The following is a 21,828-nucleotide window of genomic DNA, read 5'->3' on the forward strand; positions in this document are numbered from 1 at the left end:
TAGAATGAGTACTCGAAGAACACAAAGGTGAATATTAAGAAAGTACACTGAAGTGGTAGGAAGTCGCTGTCTGAAAGGTTTCTGTTTCTTTCAGGCGAATGTCATCTAGTTCAGGATGATGAATAGCATCTGGCATGGATTGTGTTTCAAGCGCAATACCTGCCCCGCTGTCAAAGTGACGTCCAGAACTATCTGTAAAATCCATGCCTTCTGCTGAATAGACCACTACATAGGGTGCATCTGTTTGAACCTTAACCTGTCGTCCGGATGCTTCATGCAAAAGTTCGATACGTTTTTTACAGGGGTCCCCTGTTAACCTGTAAGCAGTATCCAGCCCTAACTGGACTGGTCTTGACTGTCTATAGTCCATGGCTCCTTCAACCGTTGCTAATTTTCCAGTTGGAATCAGTTCATCATCTGTCTGTAGAAAACTGGCGCTTTCTATGCATAGCAAATGGTCAGTTACATCTGTCTGTCCGCCATTAAGATTAAAATAAGTATGATTAGTTGGATTGAAGAGTGTTTCCTGATCCGTCACTGCAAAGTAATGAATAGTCCATGTGTTGTCACTTTTAATGGTATGGGTAATCTGGACTTTCATATTACCGGGATAACCATCTTCTTCTGCTCTCAGTTCTGCAATCATCTTCAGCGCAATCTCTTGCTGATTAGCATTTTCGATTATCTCTGTCTCAAATATACGATGGCTTAAACCATTCTTACCGCCATGCATATGATGATTGCCCATATTTTTTTCAAGATCATAAGATTGATCGCCTAGCTTAAATGACGCATTTGCTATTCTTCCACCAACTCGTCCTATACATAGGCCTGCATACGTGCTATTGTTAATATAATCTTTCAGGGTATCGAAGCCGATAATGATATTATCATGCTGACCCTGACGGTCAGGCATTTCAATCTTCTGCAGTGCTGCGCCGTAGTCAATAAAAGAAAAACGCATATCATCTGTCATAACGATGTAACGATGGACTATCTGACTATTTAAACAACCAAATACTTCCTTTTTAATTTCCATTCTATCACCCCACTCTTTATTAACTATATCTTACCCTTTAGTCAATCATTACACACTTCACCTATGACTTATTATTTTACGACCTGACTGAAAAATATTTCACTCGAAAGTTTTTTATTATTACAGTGTACAAAGGGGGCTGACCCATGGATTCCATTGAGCGTAAATATGAAATTTTTGATCGCTTCGGCCAGAGATGGACATGTACTATATTCAAAAATAAAGAGTATCGAGATGCACCTTCATTTATGAGAATCCGTTGCCGCTCAGCTGGTTTTAATAAAATATTAGATAGTATGAATAATGAACACACGCTGCTTAAAGTACTGCATTTTATTACTGTTTTTAACGAAACTGAGCAGATGGATTCTTATCATATGAAGTCTGACTATGTCATGAATATCGATCGTCAATTAGATGAACAATAAAAAGAACTTTACCGGTCAGGTAAAGTTCTTTTTAGATATAAGTCAGCAATGTATAGAGCGCTAAGATAACCGCATCAAATATATGGCGTCCCTTATTCTCTCGGAAACGTTGATGATCAAGACTATCAAGTAGTCCTGTGATGAGAAGAGCAGCAAGCGTTAATATAATAAAGAGCGAAACATCTCTTGCTATCGCAAACTGCAGAATAACCAAAATAATCACTAAAAAGTTCAATAGGCGGTACAATGTACCCCATTTAATATCCATTTTCTTATTTTCCATTTATTACTCCTTCATCCCTGATTGGAATGATGTCATTTCTAGAGATATTTCTCAATATCTTTTGTCATTTTTTCAGGTTCTTTTTGTGGGCCGAAGCGTTCAACTACATTTCCTTCACGGTCGATAAGAAACTTAGTGAAGTTCCATTTGACCGCACTGCCTAACAGACCCCCTGTCTCTTTTTTGAGATAAGTGAACAACGGGTCTGCATTTTCCCCATTGACATCAACCTTCTCATGCATCGGGAATGTAACACCATAATTTAAACGACATGCACTCGCCGCTTCTTCAGCAGAACCTGGTTCTTGCTTCCCGAACTGATTGCACGGAAAACCTAAAACGACAAAACCTTGTTCTTTATATAATTGATATAGCTTTTCTAAACCATCAAATTGTTTCGTGAAGCCACATTTACTTGCTGTATTAACGATAAGAATGACTTGACCTTTATAACGTTCCAGTTGATATGTTTCACCGTTACTCAGTTTCACCTTGTAATCATAAACTGTCATGATGATCGCTCCTTTAGATTATTACAGCTATTATAGCAATAATAAGAAGCACTTCCCATTATATTGCTTAAGATTAAAGTCAATTTTTAATATGACCAAAAACATCAAAAATATATTCAAAACGTATATTTAATTTGTCTGATAAATGCTATAATTTCAATAATCAGAATTGTGAGAGGTGTCAGGATTGACTATCGGACAAAAGATACGTGAAATACGCCTATTAAAGAAAATGACTTTAAAACAAATTGCACAGAAAACAGAGCTCTCTATTCCATTCTTATCACAACTAGAGAGAGATAAGTGCAATGCGACTATGGGATCGTTACGCAATATAGCTGATGTGTTAGGTGTCCACCCAAGTGCTTTCTTTGATTACAATGAACTGACAGAACCTACTGTTGTGAATAAGAATGATTTTGACTACCGGGATCTCAGTAATCATGTAAACAGCATTTTCAAACCCCTCAAAATTACTATCCAGCCTAATTCGCAGATTTCAAGCCGTATTTCTCATAAGGGAACAGAGTTTGTTTACTGTCTGGAAGGTACTCTTACCCTTGTGGTCGGAGATGAAAACTATAATCTGACACCTCATCAATCATATATGTATCAAGCGACTGAGCCACACTACTGGTACAATCACACTCAGGAAAGTGTTACATTCCTTGTAGTGAACGAGACGTAAATAAGCTGCCAATGGCAGCTTATTTTTTCAGGCGGCTGATATTTTTCTTTTTTCGTTTTTTACTCTTCTTTTCTACACGTTTATTAATTACACGTTTTTCAGGCTGTTTCATCTCGGTCATTTTATACCCGCCAAGATGCCAGTTGCGAATGGTCTGGTAAGCATTCAGCATCAGTACAGAAGCTTGATTCACATCGAATGCTCTGAGCACGCTCTGGTCGATCATATCCTGCAGAATAGATGTTAAATTCGCAGGATTATTAATCATTTTCATCATCACAATAATTGTATCACGAACATCCTTCTGCTGATTGACATCAATAATATAAGGCTTAAGGAATTGCAGTAATACTTCGATTCCAGAACTCTCTTCATGATACTCAAACGCAAAGTAATTCTGGAAATCTTTCCAACTATCCGGAATGTAATACTGACGTTTAGATTCTATGCCGACACCGCTAAAATGAGCAGCTTCAATAAGCGGATTTAATACAAAACCATCTTTTATAGTAGCAACTCCATGCAGTTCTTCAGCCAGCTGCTCTTCTGTCTGCTGACTGGACATAAAGCGTTCAGCAAGTACTCTATAATGAGCGAGTGAGAAGTAACCATACAAGTTAACAGCACTGACAAGCAGCTTAACGCCATCGCTCAGTTCCTGTGACTGACTTTTTTCAACCACATAGCGTCTTAAATATTCTTTTATATCCACCGGGATAAATACATAGCCGTCCTTAACAAATAAGAAATTCTGAGCAGGTACTTCTCTGTTTTCTTCTGCAGAGAATACGTCTGCAATCAGTAAATGGTTTAACACGTTATAGTTCTCTACAGACATGTTCTCGAACATGCGGTCAGCCGCTGTAAAGTCCTTAAAGACATGAGAAACAATTAAGTCAATTTGCTCACTCTTCTTTTTATTTGAATAGCCTTTCATCTGATAATATTTACAGATATTTTTTAATGTTTCCATCTTCTCATGCTGAAGATAAAAAGCAAGCGGCTGCTCGAAGTGCTTGATTTCCTCTTCTGTCATCTGTTCTAAACTAAACTTGTTCGACATCTTACACCTCAATAATCTTTTTCACTTATATATTATAGCGGACGCCTCTTACATCTGTATAGCTTATCTCTACAAAATAACTTCGACTGTTGTCGAAGTTATCTTCTTCTCTCTATTCTCACTGTCTTAAAAATGATTGTACTTCTGCTACAAAACGTTCAGGTTCCTCCGCAAGAGGTGCATGTCCGGAATACTTAAATCTCACAAGCTGACTGTTCGGTATCTTCTGAGCAATCAGTTCACTTTCTTCAGGCGGATTCAGCTGGTCATATTCACCTGTGATCAAAAGAGTCGTATTCGGCACTTTGGATAGTTCATCACGATAATCAAAACCGCTGATGCTTCTGGATGCGACCGCTTCTTCGTTTGCGTCTAATGTACTGTATTGATTCACGTCACTCTGCCAAGCTTTTACTTTATCTTTATCATAAAAAATATAGTTATTCAGAATTTCAAGTGCTTCTTTTTTAGATTTATTTTTAATCTCGTTTCGATGCTCCATCATGATACGTGCAAACGAGCTGACTGCCGCATTAGCTTTTGCACCTACTAAAATCAATTTATCAACTTTTCGAGGGTAGCGAGTGACTAAGCCAAGTGCAATATAGGCTCCCATAGAATATCCGAGAATATGTGCCTTTTTGATACCTAAATGTGTGAAAAGTTCTAAACAATCATCAATATGATCATCCAGTGTATAGTCTGCTGGTCGATCAGAATGGCCATGGCCTCTGACATCATATGTAATCACGCGATAATTTTCTGCAAGAGATTCTTTTGTTCTTTCAAACATCTTCAGGTTACCATTCAACCCATGTATCATAATAAGGGGGTCACCGGAGCCTGTTGATTCATAGTTAATCATTGTGCCGTCCATCGATTTAAATTCACTCATAATCAAGCTCCTCCTTTCTAGTCTATTACCCGATTTTCACAGTTGTAAATAACTATAGGTAAATAAAAAGGAAACACACCCCTGTGTTTCCTTATACTTGTGTTTCTGTAGAAAGAAATGTCTGGATATCCTCTAGAAACTTTTCTTTTTCTTCTATCATCGGTGCGTGCCCGCTGTTTTCATAGACAAAATGAAAACTGTTTGGTATTTCTTTACTTAATGTATGACCATTATCAGGTTTAATCAGTTCATCATGCGCACCGCTGATGATAAGCGTCGGTGCTGTGATGAGGTGAGCCTGACTTAACAAATCAACACCTTCTGTAGAATGATTGACTGCAAGACGTTCTCGTTTAGTTAAGTTAGTATCTGTATCGCGCAGTGACTTCTTCCATCTGTTCACTTTTTTAGCATCATGATACATATACTCTTCAAGAAACTTTTCACGTTTTTCAGGCTTCATCGTCCGCAGGATATTAGAGTACTGCGCTTGAAATTTATCTTCTGAGACGTTAAACGGTTCATTGCCGACTGTCACCAGAATCAGGCGCTGGACAATCCCCGGATAACTGCTTGCGAGAGCTTCTGCGACCATCCCGCCTAGACCATAACCCAGGAAATGAGCCTGCTTGATGAGAAGTTCGTCCATCACCGTCAGCACATCTTCCATATAATCTTCTATACGAATCTTGAAAGGTTTATCTGAATAACCATGCCCTCTTAAATCGATTTTGATCAGCTGATAGTGCTCTTTTAAAGCTGTCTCAAAGTCATTGAACATAGTCACGTTCATAAATTGTCCATGCAGTAAAATAAGCGGATATCCTCTTCCGCTCACTTCATAATGAATCGCTACATCATTTTCCGTTACAATAATATTCATGTTGTTCTCCTAGTCTCTTGTTATTTTCCCTAGTTCAAGGACATCAGACTGTTCATCCAGTTTGTAATCCTCTGTATATTCTACAACTTTAATGGTACAGTTCGGACCGATAGTGACCCGGTCGCCTCTGACAAGTTCAGCGATGACATTCTCTAAATAGACCTCTCCGCCGTCTATTTCGTTTACTTTTAATGAATGATCATCGTCCTTAAAAATAAGAGCTTCTCGTTGAGCCTTGATTCTAATATCTGATGCTGCCAGATAATCAGCTGAACTATTGTGAGTGACGGTGATATCCAAGCGTTCCGCACGAATATCATGCAATTGAATGAATCCCGATAAACGTACCGATGTGGCTTCAATCGTTCCAGCAGCGACTAGTTTCCCAGTCGATTCAATTGTTTCTGCCTTAAAGTGATGGCCGAGTTCCAGAGTACCTGCATTATTAACGGTTTGCACCACAACATTATCTGCGACTTTCAGATGCGCCTCTTTTTTATTCGCCAGCTCATTTGTTTCAAGAGTTGATGTGACTTCCAGCCCGCCTGCATTGCTTAAATAAGGCGCATTCAGTCGTCCTTCAATAACAACAGAGCCACTTTGCACGTCTATCTCATTCGCTTCAACACTTGAGGCATAAGTTACAGATTGGTCCAAGTGAATCGTTTCAAAAATACCTCCATCTTGTCTCTCCACTGTCATTCACAGCTCCTCTACCAAATGTTTTTTTATGTTATACCCTTTTTGTTAAGATAGTAACGAATAGACAGGAGGAATCATTCGTGAAAAAACTAATTGCACAGCATGACTATCATATCTTTAAAATTAAGACACTGGAAATGATGGTTAATGGTGAAAAAGGAATCTTTTATCAGATTGTACAGCCTGACTGGGTCAATATTATCGCTTTCCATAAAGGACAGCTTATTGTCGAAAAACAGTATAGAATTGGCTGCGATAAAGAGATACTGGAGCTACCTGCCGGAATCATCGAACATGGAGAAGAAATCATTGCCGCAGCAGAGCGTGAACTACTGGAGGAGACCGGTTATAAAGGACACGGTCAACTGCTAAGCGAGATGCTGCCTAATCCTGCTGTACAGACGAATCGCTGTCATACGGTGCTGATCCAGGAAACGATTGATACAGGCCAGACTCAAATGGATTCATTCGAAGTTATCTCTACTGAACTCATGCCTCTCTCTGAAGCTGAAACAGCTATTATCAATGGTCAGTTTCAGAACGCACTCCATATTGCTTCACTTTATCAGTTCCATCTCTATCAGAAAAACTTATTTTTATGATGCGACTTGTTATCAAGCAGATCGCCCATCCAGCCTTTACCTTTCAAATAGATATAGATGGTATAAGTCACCATTACCATCAATAGAAGTGCAATTAAGTAGCCAAGTTTCCAGTCCAGTTCAGGCATATGTTTAAAGTTCATTCCCCATATAGCCCCGAGCAGTGTCGCTGGCGCAAACAAAGCAGTGAAAATCGTTAATGTTTTCGTAATCTCGTTGCCTCGGTATGATGAGACAAGGTTCTCGAAGTCAAGTAATGCATCAATCTCTTCTTCATAAGCATTGATCAAGAAACGTGCACGTTCAACACGCATCTTCATCTGATGATGATATCTGCTTTCAGTAATTTCCTTGCCAAAAACTTCTTCAGTCATCATAAAGAGTTCAGTCACCGTCACAATCTGTGTTTTACAGAGCAGCAGCTGATGGTCCGCTTCAGCTACCTGATTAAGAATCTTGATGTTGTTACGCTCTTTAACTTCCCATAAAATTGAATGCAATTTCTGCTCAAATATATCGATCTGCGACATATATTCATGTGTCGTATTTTTGATGATGATATAGAATGTCTCGACGGCTGAACGCTTACTCTTGTCATTCAAGAGTTCTGCTTCTGTATAGGAGAACATCTTCGGTACATCGATATTGATCAAGACTAAGTCATCCCTGTCGAGATAAAACTGAAAGTCTGCGTGATCAGATTCGTCCTCCAGACTCTGTCTGTAAATATGTGAGCCCCATAATGACTCATGGTCTTCTCTAGTTTCAATCTTCAGTATATTTCCAGTCAGGCCCGACATTTCATCAATCCGTTCTGTCCAGGTCATCTCTTCTGGCCTGATAGTATCTAAATGAAGTGTCTGTTTGGTCCAGCTGCCGTTGTGATAATGATAGTAATTCGTCATGGCTATCTCCTTTTCCATTCTTTTTTGAGCATGATCATCATCAGTAAAGGAAGTCCTACTAGTGAAAGAAGCACGCTGACGGGTATCTGTAATGGCGTCAACATATTATTACCCAGAAAATCTGCTGCTATAACTGCAATTCCGCCTACTATACCTGTTATCAGCAGCGTTGTTGTCTGTTTAAAAAATTGCGGCACAATCAATCCGACAAACCCGATAATGCCGGTTATACTGACCAGAACAGCAGTCATGATTGAAGAGATAATGAGCGCTGTATATTCCACTTTCTGCTGTTCAACGCCTACACCGCGTGCAATGGTCTCACCGCTCGCAACTATCATGATAGGACGGGCCAGTTTAAGGAGAACAGCCAGGCCGATTAAAGTAACGGGAATAAGCACATAGATATTCTGCCATTCGGCTGTGCCGATACTGCCGAAAAGGTAATTTAAGAGCTGTCTCGATTGGCCTGGCCATAGGATGACCAGGCCATACAGTGCACTTGAACAGAAGAAATTAATAAACATACCGAAAAGTATCATACCTGTACGCTGCTCATGACGAAAATAAAGCTGCGTGAGCAAGACGACTGCGAGAAGCGTCAGCAGACTTCCTGCGACACTCATGACTGCCGCTGATATACCTATCACGACCGCAAGCGCACTACCGAGACTTGCACCGCCTGCGATACCAAGCGTGAAAGAATCAGCTAGTTTATTATTGAAGATGGTCTGAAAAACTGCTCCTGTGATCGCAAGGATGAAACCTGTCAGGAATCCGAGTATCGTGCGTGGCAGCCTGATATCACGGATAATCAGCCAGTCAAAGGCATCGACTGGCAGAAGATGTCCTTTGACAAAGAAAATATGACAGAACATAACACCTATCAGGACGCAGGCGAGCTTAATCTTCCAGCGCTTTTGCAAGCTCTTCCAGTCCTTTCGAGATTCTTGGACCCGGGCGCGTTATCCAGTCATCGTTCAATGTATGGGTCTTTACATTTTTCAGTCCTGGACGCTTCTTGACAAGTGCCCTGTAATCCTCAGCCTTAGCACCCGTCACAGATAGCATGACATCCGGTTTTCGTCGCACGACTGTTTCAAGAGCAACTGGCTGCCATCCTTCTATATCATGGAATGTGTTAGACATTTTAAGTTTCGACAGCATATCGTCCATAATCGTATGCTGGCCTGCTGTATAGATGTCCGGCTCTGATGAAACTTCAATAAATACTTTCTTTTCAGGTAAATGGCTGTACTTTTTCAGGACCCTTTTCTTATCCTGATCAATGCGCTCTGCCAGCTCTTTACCTTCTTTTTCATGATCCACCGATTCAGCAATCTGCATCACTGTGTCATCTATCTCATCCAGCTTCTTCGCCTCTTTGACATAGACAATCTTGATACCCTTATCTTTTAGAGAATCCAGTACTTTCTGCTGACTCGCACGTGCAGATTCATGGGTGACAATCACTGAAGGCTTCGCTCGCAGTAACTGTTCTTTATTGAGATTAAAACTGTCAAACTGTTCTTTAGTCTTTACATCTTTTGGGTAGTCATCATTTGTTGAAACACCGACGACTTCATCGCCGAGCCCCATTTCATAAAGAATCTCTGTATTGCTTGGCATCAGACTGACGATTCGATCTTCCGATTGATCCGCCTGACAACCACTGAGCATAAAAAACGAGAATATTAATACTGACTTTTTCATCGACATCTCCCTTAATATAGAAAAATAGCGGAACTGATTCTTCAGTTCCGCTTAGGATTTACATCTTTTCCGGTGCAGAAACACCGATTAATGCCAGTGCATTTTTCAATGTGATTCTGACCGCTTCAATCATCGCAACATGTGCGCTTGACTTCGCAGCATCTTCTGTCAGAACTTTCTCTGCATTATAGAATTTATGGAAATGACTTGCTAAATCCTGAATATAGTTTGTAATACGGTGCGGGGCACGGTGTTCTGCTGCCGATTCTATTGTACTTTCAAAGTCAGCAACACGTTTCAACAGTTCAAACGCTTTATCATTTGTGATAAGACTGAAATCTGCATTTGAATCAATCTCGATTCCCTGTTCTTTTGCCGCTCTAATGATTGAACAGATACGCGCATGTGCGTACTGAGCATAATAAACAGGATTATCACTTGATTCACTTGTCGCAAGTTCCATATCGAAGTCAAAATGCGTGTCAGGGCTTCGCATCGTCAGGAAATAACGTGCAGCATCAATACCTACTTCGTCCATGATGTCACGTAATGTAATGGCATTCCCCGTACGCTTACTCATCTTCATCTCCTGGCCGTCTTTCATCAAACGAACCATCTGCATCACTTGAACTTCCAGACGTTCTGAATCGATACCCAGTGTTTCAAGAGACGCTTTCAGACGTGGGATATAACCATGATGGTCAGCACCGAATAAATTGATCAGCGTATCGTTACCGCGTTCAATTTTGTCATAATGATAGGCGATGTCAGGCAGGAAGTAAGTATAGCTGCCGTCCTTCTTAATCAGGACACGATCTTTATCGTCTTTGAAATCAGTAGTCCGTAACCATGTCGCATCGTCTTCTTCAAAAATATAACCATTGTCTCGCATCTTAGACAGCGCCGTATCAATTTTACCTGTCTCGTATAACGTTGTCTCACTGAACCAGTTGTCAAAATGAACATTGAAATCAGAGAGATCCTGTTTCAGTTTCTTCATCTCATATTCCAGACCTAGCTGACGGAACGCTTTCAGACGTTCCTCAGACGGCATATCCTTGTAGCTCGCATCCTTCTTAGCAAGGTCTTCTGCGATACCGATGATATCTTTACCATGGTAACCATCTGCCGGGAGTTCTGCGTCCTGACCGAGTGCCTGCAGGTAACGTGCTTCAATTGAATACGCTAAGTTCTCAATCTGTTTACCGGCATCATTGATGTAATATTCTCTTTCTACCGGATAACCTGCTGCCGCGAGAACATTGGCCAGTGTGTCACCGACTGCCGCATTACGTGCATGTCCGATATGTAAATCGCCTGTCGGGTTCGCAGATACGTATTCAAGAAGAATTTTCTCTTCTTTCTGTTCAGACTGATGGCCGAATTTGTCCTGCTGAGATAAGGCTTGAGAGATAATATCTGTCAGATAACTGTTATCCATGTAGAAGTTGATGAAACCAGGGCCGGCAATTTCCACTTTTTCAACATGTGCTTTAGATGCATCGAGGTCATCTACGATCAGCTGGGCAATTTCACGCGGATTACGTTTAGCAAGCTTTGTCAGTACCATCGCAATATTAGAAGCATAATCTCCATTTGCTGTATCTTTCGGTGTTTCAATCTTAATTTCAGGTACTTCAGTCACGAGTTCTGCCTTTAAAATAGCAGCTTTGATTTCTTCGATCAAAGTACTTTTGAGCGCGTTAACAATATTCATTGTAATCTCTCCTTATAGTCTAGTTGATATCTAAAATGTCCGTGACTGACGTTCTGCTCACTGAGTTCATATTCAATGACAAGACGGCCACCGACCGATAGTTTTTTATAGTCGAGTTTTGTAGTATGGACATCCATGACAGTACGTCCTGCTGGGGTTTCATAAATATTCTGCGTTGTTTTTCCTTCTATAAACAGAAAATCCATATTGATCGTGCCTTTACGGGATATACGGATACCTGCCGGGTCAAGCTTCACTCTGACAGCGATTGCCTCGTCGCCCACTTCTTCTGTATAAGTGAGATAAGCCACTCGTTTTTCGGTCAGTTCGCCAGCGCTCTCCCCTCTGAATTTCTGCAGTTCATGATGCTGTTTAATTTTCTGCTCTGTCGTTACCCAAATTTTCATTTTTATTCACCTGCCAACATTATAGCAAAAAATAAAGAAAGCAGGTACAGTGACCTGCTTTCTTTAGTGTCCTAGCTATTTTGATAGCTAGTACCATCTTACGACTCTCACTCTAAAAATTCAAGGGTTTCACTATTCTGACACATTTAACTGCGCTTTTAGTTCCTGCGGCGCATTCTGCCACATCACTTCGTTATGCTGCTCTAGAAATTCAGCGAGAATCTGCTTATTGTCATCACCAATCTGGTCGAGAATAAAGTGATGTTTCATCGATTTATCCATCATGTTGACATGTTCATGCATGCGCTTGAATGCTCTTTTTTTCGTTTTATTGACGAGCATGTAGCAGGCTGTCACCCCCGCATAGTAAGGACCGTTTGCACCCCGTTCTGTTGTCACCCAGACCAGCCAGTAAGGTTTAGCATCCGCGCCTTTTACTTCTTCCTCGTCATCTATCCATTTCACGCGTTTTTCCACTTCGCTTCTGGCGTGCATCGCGCCGATATCAATAAAAGCACGCTTCTCCAGCACGTCGATAAAGACCGGTGCGACATTTTCAAGACTGATAGAACCTGCGTTTGTTCCTTTGTGCCCGTCTAAAGGGTCGTTCTTAATAATATTGAACTGAAATTGTGCCATTTGACTTCACCTCTAGTTTAATTCATTCAGCAGATTAATGATGGCGCCTTTAATTGCTGAATCTTTAATGTTCACAATCATCTCTTTTGGATAGTAGAGTTTATAATCCATACGATTGACGCCGGTAATACTATTGATGATGACGGACTGAGTACTGATCTCTTTTATCTGGTCCTGCCTTGTCAGCAGATGAATTGGCTTACGGTTATTTTTCGAGCCTGGTCGGTCATAGTCATAAGGCAGATCACTATATGCATCTGATACAAAATAATATTCCGGATCAATACCTGCCTGCGTGAAGAGCTCTGTCAGTTCACCGATTGTAATGACAGAACCATCAAACGGTAAATATTTAAATAGATCTCGGTTCACAAATCGACGCGACAAATCACTTAAAATAGCATCTTCCTCGTCCATCCACTCCTGGAGATAGAAAAATAGAACCGTCTCATCCAACCTTAAGTAATCCTGGACAGAGACCGCATCTTCAAAAAACGGCAGCAGATGCACGGGCTGTGACTTAAACTGATAGCCTGTTTCGTATAATACTTTTACCCGTTTAAAACAACGGTTCAGCAGTACTTCGCCGCCTCTACTGACTGGGTGAAAATAAATCTGCCAGTACATCTGGTAACGGCTCATCAAGTAATCTTCAACCGCATGCATGCCACTTTCTTTAATGACGACTTCATCTTCTGTCGGACGCATCAGCCTTAAGATACGCTCCATATCAAAACTGCCGTAGCTTACACCTGTATGGTATGCATCTCGCTGCAGATAATCCATACGGTCAGCGTCTATCTGTGAGGAAATCATCGAGATGACCAGTTTATTTTTGTGCGTCTTGTTGATGACATCAGCTACTTCCTGAGCGAAACCTGGATGTACACGGGACAAGACAGCATTGACTTCTGTATCACCTGTAATAATAGACTGGGTATAGGCTTCGTGATCGGTATTGAATATCTTCTCAAAACAATGTGAGAATGGTCCGTGCCCTAAATCATGCAGAAGCGCTGCACAAAGCGCAAGCGGTCGATCCTCGTCATGCCAGGCCGATCTGTTTCTGAAGATTTCATCAATCATCCGTCTTACAATCTCATATACACCGAGCGAATGTGTGAACCTTGAATGCTCTGCAGACGGGAACGTCAGATAGAGTGTGCCGAGCTGCTTGATACGTCTCAGTCGTTGAAATTCCTTCGTTTTAATCAGGTCCCAGATCAGCTGGTCTCTGACGTGGATATAACGATGGACTGGATCCTTAAATACTTTTTCTTCAGGCATTTTCTGAAATTGATAGCTCATTCGTGTCCTCCAACATAGAATATATCAATTTTACCATAAAAAAAGGAAACGCTCTCGTATCGCGTTTCCTCGTCTAATTATAGTTTTTTCTTCAGTAAACCTGTTGTGACTTTCTCTCCGAACAAGTCTTCTTCGTATTCGCGAACAAGTACAAATCCATTTTTACGGTAGAAGTTACCGGCTGTTTCATTATCGCTTGCCACTTCAACGAAAAGTTCATGATAGTCGTTACAGATTTCAAGACCAGCCGCAATAAGTCTGCCGCCAATATTCTGACGCTGGTAGCCGGGTATAACGTAAATGGCTGATAAGAAGAGTTCTGTGCCGTTGATAAAGTTTGTAAAGCCAACGACTTCGTTATTTTCCTCTGCCACTAGAAATACAGAACTATCCAGTCTTTTAGTCAGACGTTCATCACTGTAAGCTGCAGAAAGCAATTGTGCGATTGTGCTTGCTGCTACGATATTCTGATAAGTGTCATGCCAGGCCATCGTCGCAACACGGCGAATAGCCGGTATATCTTCTACATTCGCTTTTCTGATATTAACCATATTCCACACCTCGTTAAAAAAAAGAAAAGACGGACCTGCGTCCGACTGCTCTTTTTAAAATGATAGATTTATTATACGCCTAAAATTGTCAGAATAGTAGATAAACTATTTATTTAAACTGGAGTTTTTTGAGTAAAAATGCACCGAGGGGTGTGGCGCATTTAACAAATAAATCATAGAAGATACGCTGCTCGATTTTCAGATGCTTCGTATAGACGAGGTGATATTCAAGAAAAGGTCTCGAGCCTCGCGCTAATTTGTAGTCTTTTGCGCCCGCACTGTTATTGATTTTGAGCCCTTTATCATTAGCATACTGATAGAGCAGTCCGCTTGTCATAAAATATAATCCTTTATAAGACTGATCCATGCCAAAATATGCCGGAAAGAGCATATCCCCTTTTTGCTGCACCGCCATAAACGAAACGATATGGTCACCGTCTCTTAGAACAAACCATTTAAGGGGCACATAGTCATATATAAAACGGAAAAAGTCAGCGGTGTAGTGCGGGTTATGTATAGAATATTTATCAAGATAAACTTGAGTATATAAAGGAATGAGTGCATCAAAGTCAGTTGCTGATAGTTCATCAGATACGGACAGTCCGCTTTTCTCCAGTTTTTTAATATCTTTTTTCAGGTCTTTTCGTTCATTCTTAGTATGAGACTCAGCAGCATCATAAACATAGATGGCGCGTGAAATCAACGGTGCGTAGCCCGCTGCTTCCAGCTGCTCTTTAACTGCTTCTTCGCTGACTGTCCTGAAGACAAGCGCATGACGAGGGTAGCGGCGGCTTAGTTCTTCTGTCAGCTGACTGATATACTTCAGCTGATTATCGCTATAGAGCGTCGTTGACATAAATGACGGGAAGACCGTGACTGTCTTTTCCCTTGTTCCTTTTAAGATTAATCGCCCTGCACTGAGCAGGAGAGCAGCACCCTTTCGAGCAATAGAAGGTAGGGTCATGCGTTCAACTTCACTGACCATTTCCTCGATATATTGCCCGGTAAATGAATGAATCCAGCTGTCATTATAAGCACCTGATTTAACGCTGTATGGAATTAAGTGTCCATCTATCAATAGCACTTCTACTTTAGCGTGTACATTTGTGATGCCGCGCTCCATGCCATTCATCTTATATTTAAGATAGTCTTTATTGATGTGCAGATCAGTGACCTGTTCGAACGGAATGGTCTCAAATCTCGTGTAAATCATAGAATCCCTCGCTTTATAAGCTGATCAGTTCATCGTTCCATTCAATATCATACGTCGTTATCGCATTGACTGCGACTTTCTTTCTTTTCGCTGATACCCACCACTGGGCACCGCTGATCAGCTGTTCAAAGAAAATCACTTTTTCATTAGGGTGCCAGAAGACATCTTTACCGTACTTGAGTTTCTCAAATGTATCTTTCTTCGGTTTCTTCATCCAGTTGAAAAGCGAGACGAAAATCAGCTGTCTGACCTCATAGGTCGGTGCAGTGACTTCCAGATTCCAGACTTCAGGCTTCATGAATAAAGCTCCATTTGTCGCTCTAGGATTACACTCGATGAAATAGAATTCTCCTGTCTTACTGCACTGAATAACGTCAAACGCGATCTGATAAGACCAGTTCAGTTTGCTGATCACTTCTTCAATCACTGCCTGCAGCTCAGGATTCTTCTGTGAATGAAAATGAGTGGAACAGTTATAACTTTCATGTGTGTTAGACAAGTAGAGTGACGTTGACAGAGCCTGTCCTTCATAAGCCATCGAATAAGAACACCATTCTGTCCCGTAGATAAGCGTCTGAATCATAAAGGGAAACCGGACTTCATTGCCGAACTCCAGTGAATATCTTGATAGTTTACGCACAGACTGACCGAAACGTCCGAAAGGCTGTTTAACGATATAGTGTTCATCCGGATGGTTTGTAATAAAAGATGTCAGTTCCTTTTTATTATAGACATAAGAGGTATCAGGGACTTTAAATCCCATCTCCTGCATCAGCTTTGTAAAATTGAATTTATTATGGACAGACAGCATTTTATCGATGTCTTCTACCCAGACCGGTGCCGCCAGCAAATGTTTAGAGTATGAAAGATAGAACGATTCTTCGTTGAGCGGCAGAATATAATCGATATCATATTCACGCACAATGGAATTGATATCTTCTATATATTCCTGTGTAGAAAAGCGGGGAGAAGTCGTCATGATGAATTTCTCGATGAATTTTGTATTTTTGATGCTGACTTTGTTTGTTGAATCTGTCAGATAAACCTGATTGCCGAGTGCGACCTGCTGTTGAACCACTGCATAAGAGATCGGTGCACGTGCACCTGTTATCAGAATACGTTTCATCTGTATGAGTCCACCCTTCATCTCGTCATTATTCTTCTCCTCTACTATATCAGCCAGTTGTAAAGGTCCTGTAAATTTGAGATAAAGATAATGTTGTTACATTGTAAAGAAAAAAAGTTCCACCGTTTATAACGGTAGAACTTTACTTCATACGTTTTGCTTTAATTTTAGCTTCCTGCTCTTCCATCCGGCGTTTACGTTCTTCATTTCGTTTCTGAAGTCTCGCCTCTTCTTCCGGATCACGCTTTTGAGCTAGTCGTTTCTCGACTTTCTCCATCAGTTCTTCTTCTGTATGAGCCGCACATGGACGATTGTTAACAAATGCGAATGTTTTCTTTCGTCCGGGACCACAGTAAGATTGACATGCGACTTCTATTTCCGCATCTGGATCTATTTTTTCGAGTTTAGGTAATAAAGTTCGCAGGTTAACCGCCTGACAGTCATCGCAGACTTGAAACTTATTGCGCATTGCTGTTCACATCCTCCATATTTTTTCTCATTTTATCATTACGCTCAATCATTCTATCGAAGTAATCATTATACAATGACCAGGCCTCATCTGTCATCTCTACCATCGATAATTGTGAACCGAGAGATTTCATTGCACCGAGCAGCTTGAACAGAATGTCCTGTACGGTCAGTTCAAATCCCAGGAGTTCACTTAAACTCGCCATATCTTCAGGGTGAATCTCTGGATAACTGAATTTTGTCTCTTCATCCTGAAGTGCACGCTTGTAGAATTCCTGCATCAGACGGGCGCGCTCGCTGCCACTACCCTCTACACAGAGATAAATCTGCACGGCGACCCCGCCACGCACCCTGCGCTGTGAGATGCCGGCAAACTTACGATCATTGATGCTTAAATCATAGCTGCCAGGACAATACGAGTGCACGATTTCCTTCGCTTCAATTATGACACCATACTCTTTGAACATCTCTTTAATAAGGTCATACATCAGCTCGTAGCCACCATCTATCGAGAACGATTCACCGCCGTTAAATATTAATGAGATATTTAAGACACCACTATCAAGTACAACACCTAGTCCACCTGAATTCCGAACGATGGCACCATACCCCTGCTCAATAAGATAATCAATTCCCTCTTTTAAGTGCGGCAGTCTGCTGTCATGGATTCCTAATATAACGACATGCTGGTGAACCCACGTGCGTACGACACTGTCCCAGTTCTCCTTGCCGACCAAATGACAAAAGGTGTCATCAAAACTGAAGGACTGCATAGGCTGCAGTCCTGTCGTATGATCAGTATATTGCCATCTGTCCTGAAACTTGGACATTAAAGTGTTTGTGCTGCTGTGATGATTGCTAAGTCATAGACATCGTCAGTTGAGCAGCCACGTGATAAGTCGTTAACAGGTGCATTTAAACCTTGAAGGATAGGTCCAATCGCATCAAATCCACCTAAACGTTGAGCAATTTTGTAACCGATGTTACCCGCTTCAAGACTTGGGAATACGAAGACATTCGCATCACCTTGGATTGGAGATTCAGGTGCTTTTTTAGCAGCTACAGAAGGAACGAATGCAGCATCGAACTGGAATTCACCGTCGATTACGACATTTTCAAGTCCCGCTTCTGCTTGTTTTCCCTGTGCTAAACGAGTCGCTTCTACGACTTTTTCTGTTTCAGGGGTTTTTGCTGATCCTTTAGTTGAGAAGCTGAGCATTGCTACTTTAGGATCCATGCCGAAGCTTTGTGCAGTCTTCGCACTCTCGATAGCGATTTCAGCTAAGTCAGATGCTTCTAAAGTCGGGTTGATGGCACAGTCACCAAATACATACTGTTCATCTTCACGTAACATGAAGAAGACGCCAGATGTTTTCGCAACACCAGGTTTTGTTTTGATGATCTGAAGCGCTGGACGCACTGTATCAGCTGTAGAGTGAGCAGCACCTGATACAAGCCCTGCTGCTTTACCTGTATGAACAAGCATTGTCCCGAAGTAGTTGCCGTCGTTCATCATTTGTTCAGCCTGCTCTTCAGTTGCTTTACCTTTACGACGCTCAACGAAAGAAGCGATTAATTCTGAACGTAATTCGCTAGTCGCAGGATCGATTGTCTCTAAACCGTCTAAAGATACACCGAGTTTTTCGCTAAGTGATTTCAGTTCTTCTTCTTTACCTAACACGATAGGTGATACGTAATCAGATTTACCGAGTTCCACTGCTGCTGCGAGAACACGCTCATCGTTACCTTCAGGGAAGACGATGCGGACATTCTTACCTTCTAATTTGCCTTTTAATACATCCATTAAATTAGCCATAATAGCCTCCTAGTAGTGTTTCATACAATTTACATCCTTATTATAGAGCATTTGCGAATAGAATTCACGTCATCAATTTGTAAAAGTCTGAATGCAGAATTTTCCGCTAATTATGGTATATTGGAGAGGACTAAGACAAGAGGAGAGATATGAATGATTGAAGCAGCAAAAACATTAGATGGCTGGTACAGCCTCCATTTATTTTATGCCATCGATTTCACAAGCCTGAAACTAGTGGAAGCAGAAGACCGCGAACAGATGGTCACTGAGCTGAAAGAATATTTAACTAAACTTGAAGCGAACCATGAAGCAAAAGAAGGTTCTTATGCGTTCTATAATATCACTGGCCAGAAAGCAGACTTAATGCTCTGGATGCTGCGCCCTGAAATGAAACAGCTGACAGCACTTGAAACAGAATTCAATAAACTGGCTATCAGCGACTATTTAATCCCGACCTATTCATACGTATCAGTCATTGAACTCAGCAACTACTTAGCTGGTGACTCTGACGAAGATCCATATCAGAACCCTCACGTCCGTTCACGTTTATACCCAGAAATTCCTCGCACAGAGTACGTTTGTTTCTATCCAATGGATAAACGCCGCGAGGGCAATGATAACTGGTATATGCTTGACATGGATCACCGCAAAGGCCTCATGCGTTCACACGGCATGATTGGACGCGGCTACGCCGGTAAAGTGAAACAGTTCATCACAGGTTCTGTCGGTTTTGACGACCATGAATGGGGCGTAACACTTTTCGCTGATGATGTACTGCAGTTCAAAAAGTTAGTATATGAAATGCGTTTTGACGAAGTCTCTGCCCGCTACGGCGAGTTTGGTGAGTTCTTCGTTGGTAATATTTTAGAGCAGGATGACCTGTCGTCATTATTTGAAGTTTAAAGTGTGATAGTGAATAGAAAAGAGTCCGCTATTTTGTGAATAGCGGACTCTTTTTTGATGGATAGTTATGTGACCGCGCGTTGTGTCCGGTAAAAGCGGGATAGCGGACACTTCCCTGATGAATGGTCGCGTGGCGGACGAGTTGTGTCCGACAAATGTAGTATGGCGGACACTTCCCTGATGAATAGTCGCGTGGCGGACGAGTTGTGTCCGACAAATGTAGTATGGCGGACACTTCTCTGACCTCTGAAGCTGATTTACATCAGTTGTATCCGGAAAAGTCATAATGACGGACACTCCCTCATCCCTACTGCTGTTTTTAAGATGACTTATCTCCCTTAACCAAAAGAGTGGTATTGTCTTCAAATCTATTCAAAGAATTATACTTCTTTTCATACTTCCTAACTTTGTCGTACGGTCCTAACATACAATCGAAAGTATAAGAACCCGCATGGTCCTGCCACTTCTCTATATCATGTGTTGCTTTAATATCATGACGGCCAATGAAAAGCTTAAAGTGACTTCCTTCTTTTACAAAATAGTAAAGCGTTAAGTATAATTGTTTATTTTTATAATAGCTCGCTGTACCGATATAGTGATTCCCATCGCCACCATAACTATTCCCATTCAATTCCATATCCTTGTAAAGTATTTCTTTCACAGCTTTACTAGCTTCATCTACAGATGCATAAGTCTCGGCTTCTACTTGAGCAATAGCTTCATCACGGACAGGCTCAACCCCGCTATTTTGTACTTCTCTTTGCTGTATGACTGTCATCATCGTAAGACCTAGTCCTGCAATGATCAATACTGCCCACCATAACCATCCTCTATTCATCATGTCACCTCAAAGTTTTCTTCAGTGTAATACTGCCCGACTGACATGTCAATTTATACCAAAAAAATCCGGCTGCTGCCGGATTTTAAGTTTATTGATAAGCTTTTTCGATTTCATCGATCTGCTGCATTGTTGTTTTAACGCCGCCACCTGAGAAGTACCATAAGTATGGGTTTAATTCGATAACTTTGTTTTCTTTAATAGCGTTGACGTCTTTAATCACTTTATTCGATAACACTTGCTTGCTTGATGATTTACCACCGACTGCTACGCCTCTGTCCATCGCAAAGATGATGTCAGGATTCACTTTGTTGAAATATTCATAGTTCACGACCTGGCCGTGACCTTCTGCTTTAATATTTTTGTCCGCTTCTTTTACTCCTAATACATCATGGATGAAGCCGAAACGTCCACCTTTACCAAACACTGAAAGTTCGCCTTCATTCGCTAATACGAAAAGACCTTTTTTATCAGATGCTTCTGTCATTTTTTTCACTTCTGCAATCTTGTCGTCTAATTCTTTGTTTAATTTTGTTGTTTCGTCTTCTTTATCGAACATTTTACCGATGTTGTCTGTATTGGCTTTTACACTGTCGACATAAGCTGTATCTTTAGTACCGACATAGACAATTTTAGCGTCTGGTGCTGCTTTTTTCATTTCATCCATGACTTTAGCTGATGCCTGACGTCCTGAAATAAGGATGACTTCCGGACTCAGTTCAGCGAGTTTTTCAAAGTTAGGTTCTTTAAGTGAGCCGAGGTTTGTGTATTTATCGTCTTTGAATTCTTTCAAAAATTCAGGGACAGAGCGATTACCTTCACCTTTAGGTAAACCGATGACGTGATCATTCAGACCTAGTTCCTGCATTGTTGTCAATGTACCGTAATCAAATACTGCTACTTTTTTAGAGTTTTTAGGGACTTCTACTTTTTCTGATACATCTTTTGCATCGCTGCCATCTTCTTTTTCACCCATCATTTTGTATTCATTTGTGATTTCTACAGTATTTTCTGATGAGTCTCCTGCTGTTTTTTCTTCTGTTGTCGTTTCTTTTTTGCTGCCACATGCTGCTAAGATTAAAATTAATGCAAAACTAAGTACTAAAAGTGAATATTTCTTCATGGTAAT

26 protein-coding genes are annotated in these 21,828 nt (G+C 41.1%); 4 read left to right on the plus strand and 22 right to left on the minus strand.

Going from position 1 to position 21,828, the window contains the following annotated elements; genetic code table 11:
- Positions 1-34 precede the first annotated feature (34 nt).
- Complete coding sequence (locus MGG13_RS10245) at positions 35-1,039, minus strand: aldose epimerase family protein (protein ID WP_133431902.1); 1,005 nt, start codon at positions 1,037-1,039, stop codon at positions 35-37.
- Between the two features lie 146 nt (positions 1,040-1,185).
- Here MGG13_RS10245 and MGG13_RS10250 point away from each other — a divergent pair, with 146 nt between their 5' ends.
- A complete protein-coding gene (locus tag MGG13_RS10250; RefSeq protein WP_133431901.1) occupies positions 1,186-1,467 on the plus strand; it encodes a hypothetical protein in 282 nt (93 codons plus the stop codon).
- A 31-nt stretch (positions 1,468-1,498) separates the two neighbouring features.
- Here the strand turns inward: MGG13_RS10250 and MGG13_RS10255 are convergent, their stop codons facing one another.
- Both MGG13_RS10255 and MGG13_RS10260 read right to left on the minus strand, forming a co-directional pair.
- Positions 1,499-1,750, minus strand: coding sequence for a hypothetical protein (locus MGG13_RS10255; RefSeq protein ID WP_239034798.1), 252 nt, complete (start codon positions 1,748-1,750; stop codon positions 1,499-1,501).
- A 38-nt stretch (positions 1,751-1,788) separates the two neighbouring features.
- On the minus strand, positions 1,789-2,265 hold the full coding sequence (locus MGG13_RS10260) for a glutathione peroxidase (RefSeq protein ID WP_165983105.1): 477 nt from the start codon (positions 2,263-2,265) through the stop codon (positions 1,789-1,791).
- Positions 2,266-2,440: 175 nt separating this feature from the next.
- On the opposite strand from MGG13_RS10260, the gene MGG13_RS10265 reads away from it, so the two are divergent.
- Positions 2,441-2,950 (plus strand): helix-turn-helix domain-containing protein, encoded by a 510-nt coding sequence (locus tag MGG13_RS10265; RefSeq protein ID WP_275416081.1) that lies wholly within the window; start codon positions 2,441-2,443, stop codon positions 2,948-2,950.
- Between the two features lie 19 nt (positions 2,951-2,969).
- Here MGG13_RS10265 and MGG13_RS10270 read toward each other — a convergent pair whose 3' ends face one another.
- The 4 genes from MGG13_RS10270 to MGG13_RS10285 all read right to left on the minus strand — a co-directional run bounded on the left by MGG13_RS10270 (position 2,970) and on the right by MGG13_RS10285 (position 6,493).
- Positions 2,970-4,013: a hypothetical protein gene (locus MGG13_RS10270; RefSeq protein WP_239034800.1), complete on the minus strand. Its 1,044-nt coding sequence runs from the start codon at positions 4,011-4,013 to the stop codon at positions 2,970-2,972.
- Positions 4,014-4,131: 118 nt separating this feature from the next.
- On the minus strand, positions 4,132-4,908 hold the full coding sequence (locus tag MGG13_RS10275) for an alpha/beta fold hydrolase (RefSeq protein WP_239034801.1): 777 nt from the start codon (positions 4,906-4,908) through the stop codon (positions 4,132-4,134).
- A gap of 91 nt (positions 4,909-4,999) precedes the next feature.
- Complete coding sequence (locus MGG13_RS10280) at positions 5,000-5,791, minus strand: alpha/beta fold hydrolase (RefSeq protein WP_239034802.1); 792 nt, start codon at positions 5,789-5,791, stop codon at positions 5,000-5,002.
- A gap of 9 nt (positions 5,792-5,800) precedes the next feature.
- On the minus strand, positions 5,801-6,493 hold the full coding sequence (locus MGG13_RS10285) for a hypothetical protein (protein ID WP_239034803.1): 693 nt from the start codon (positions 6,491-6,493) through the stop codon (positions 5,801-5,803).
- Positions 6,494-6,573: 80 nt separating this feature from the next.
- On the opposite strand from MGG13_RS10285, the gene MGG13_RS10290 reads away from it, so the two are divergent.
- Entirely contained in the window at positions 6,574-7,095 is a 522-nt protein-coding gene (locus MGG13_RS10290; protein ID WP_133431893.1) for an NUDIX hydrolase, read from the plus strand.
- On the opposite strand, the gene MGG13_RS10295 is transcribed toward MGG13_RS10290, so the two are convergent.
- The 13 genes from MGG13_RS10295 to pta form a co-directional block, all read right to left on the minus strand.
- Positions 7,074-8,000, minus strand: a complete 927-nt coding sequence (locus MGG13_RS10295; RefSeq protein ID WP_239034804.1) for a magnesium transporter CorA family protein — start codon at positions 7,998-8,000, stop codon at positions 7,074-7,076. The two genes, MGG13_RS10290 and MGG13_RS10295, sit on opposite strands and share 22 nt — an antisense overlap.
- Positions 8,001-8,002: 2 nt before the next feature.
- Positions 8,003-8,926, minus strand: coding sequence for a FecCD family ABC transporter permease (locus tag MGG13_RS10300; protein ID WP_239034805.1), 924 nt, complete (start codon positions 8,924-8,926; stop codon positions 8,003-8,005).
- Positions 8,904-9,713 (minus strand): ABC transporter substrate-binding protein, encoded by an 810-nt coding sequence (locus MGG13_RS10305; protein WP_239034806.1) that lies wholly within the window; start codon positions 9,711-9,713, stop codon positions 8,904-8,906. Before MGG13_RS10305 ends, MGG13_RS10300 begins: the two co-directional genes overlap by 23 nt.
- Positions 9,714-9,771: 58 nt before the next feature.
- Entirely contained in the window at positions 9,772-11,430 is a 1,659-nt protein-coding gene (gene argS, locus MGG13_RS10310) for an arginine--tRNA ligase (RefSeq protein ID WP_239034807.1), read from the minus strand.
- Positions 11,427-11,837, minus strand: a complete 411-nt coding sequence (locus tag MGG13_RS10315) for a YwiB family protein (protein ID WP_239034808.1) — start codon at positions 11,835-11,837, stop codon at positions 11,427-11,429. The genes argS and MGG13_RS10315 overlap by 4 nt, the downstream gene beginning before the upstream one ends.
- Positions 11,838-11,969: 132 nt before the next feature.
- Positions 11,970-12,476 carry a YwhD family protein gene (locus MGG13_RS10320; protein ID WP_239034809.1) on the minus strand — a complete coding sequence of 169 codons (507 nt, stop codon included), beginning with the start codon at positions 12,474-12,476 and terminating at the stop codon, positions 11,970-11,972.
- A gap of 12 nt (positions 12,477-12,488) precedes the next feature.
- Positions 12,489-13,784: an HD domain-containing protein gene (locus tag MGG13_RS10325; protein ID WP_239034810.1), complete on the minus strand. Its 1,296-nt coding sequence runs from the start codon at positions 13,782-13,784 to the stop codon at positions 12,489-12,491.
- A 77-nt stretch (positions 13,785-13,861) separates the two neighbouring features.
- Positions 13,862-14,335, minus strand: a complete 474-nt coding sequence (locus MGG13_RS10330; RefSeq protein ID WP_239034811.1) for a GNAT family N-acetyltransferase — start codon at positions 14,333-14,335, stop codon at positions 13,862-13,864.
- 109 nt (positions 14,336-14,444) lie between these two features.
- Positions 14,445-15,548, minus strand: a complete 1,104-nt coding sequence (locus tag MGG13_RS10335; RefSeq protein ID WP_239034812.1) for a GNAT family N-acetyltransferase — start codon at positions 15,546-15,548, stop codon at positions 14,445-14,447.
- 13 nt (positions 15,549-15,561) lie between these two features.
- Positions 15,562-16,695, minus strand: a complete 1,134-nt coding sequence (locus MGG13_RS10340) for an ATP-grasp domain-containing protein (protein WP_133431883.1) — start codon at positions 16,693-16,695, stop codon at positions 15,562-15,564.
- Between the two features lie 121 nt (positions 16,696-16,816).
- On the minus strand, positions 16,817-17,143 hold the full coding sequence (locus tag MGG13_RS10345) for a YuzB family protein (protein ID WP_133431882.1): 327 nt from the start codon (positions 17,141-17,143) through the stop codon (positions 16,817-16,819).
- Positions 17,133-17,972: a lipoate--protein ligase family protein gene (locus MGG13_RS10350; RefSeq protein WP_239034813.1), complete on the minus strand. Its 840-nt coding sequence runs from the start codon at positions 17,970-17,972 to the stop codon at positions 17,133-17,135. Before MGG13_RS10350 ends, MGG13_RS10345 begins: the two co-directional genes overlap by 11 nt.
- A complete protein-coding gene (gene pta / locus MGG13_RS10355) occupies positions 17,972-18,958 on the minus strand; it encodes a phosphate acetyltransferase (protein ID WP_133431881.1) in 987 nt (328 codons plus the stop codon). The genes MGG13_RS10350 and pta overlap by 1 nt, the downstream gene beginning before the upstream one ends.
- A gap of 153 nt (positions 18,959-19,111) precedes the next feature.
- Between pta and hemQ the strand changes: the two genes are divergently transcribed.
- Positions 19,112-19,861 carry a hydrogen peroxide-dependent heme synthase gene (gene hemQ, locus MGG13_RS10360; protein ID WP_239034814.1) on the plus strand — a complete coding sequence of 250 codons (750 nt, stop codon included), beginning with the start codon at positions 19,112-19,114 and terminating at the stop codon, positions 19,859-19,861.
- 319 nt (positions 19,862-20,180) lie between these two features.
- Here hemQ and MGG13_RS10365 read toward each other — a convergent pair whose 3' ends face one another.
- On the minus strand, positions 20,181-20,699 hold the full coding sequence (locus MGG13_RS10365; protein ID WP_133431879.1) for a hypothetical protein: 519 nt from the start codon (positions 20,697-20,699) through the stop codon (positions 20,181-20,183).
- 91 nt (positions 20,700-20,790) lie between these two features.
- Positions 20,791-21,822 carry a ferrated catecholamine ABC transporter substrate-binding lipoprotein SstD gene (locus MGG13_RS10370; RefSeq protein WP_239034815.1) on the minus strand — a complete coding sequence of 344 codons (1,032 nt, stop codon included), beginning with the start codon at positions 21,820-21,822 and terminating at the stop codon, positions 20,791-20,793.
- Positions 21,823-21,828 lie beyond the last annotated feature (6 nt).

Source organism: Macrococcus brunensis (genome assembly GCF_022343725.1).
Classification (GTDB): domain Bacteria; phylum Bacillota; class Bacilli; order Staphylococcales; family Staphylococcaceae; genus Macrococcus; species Macrococcus brunensis.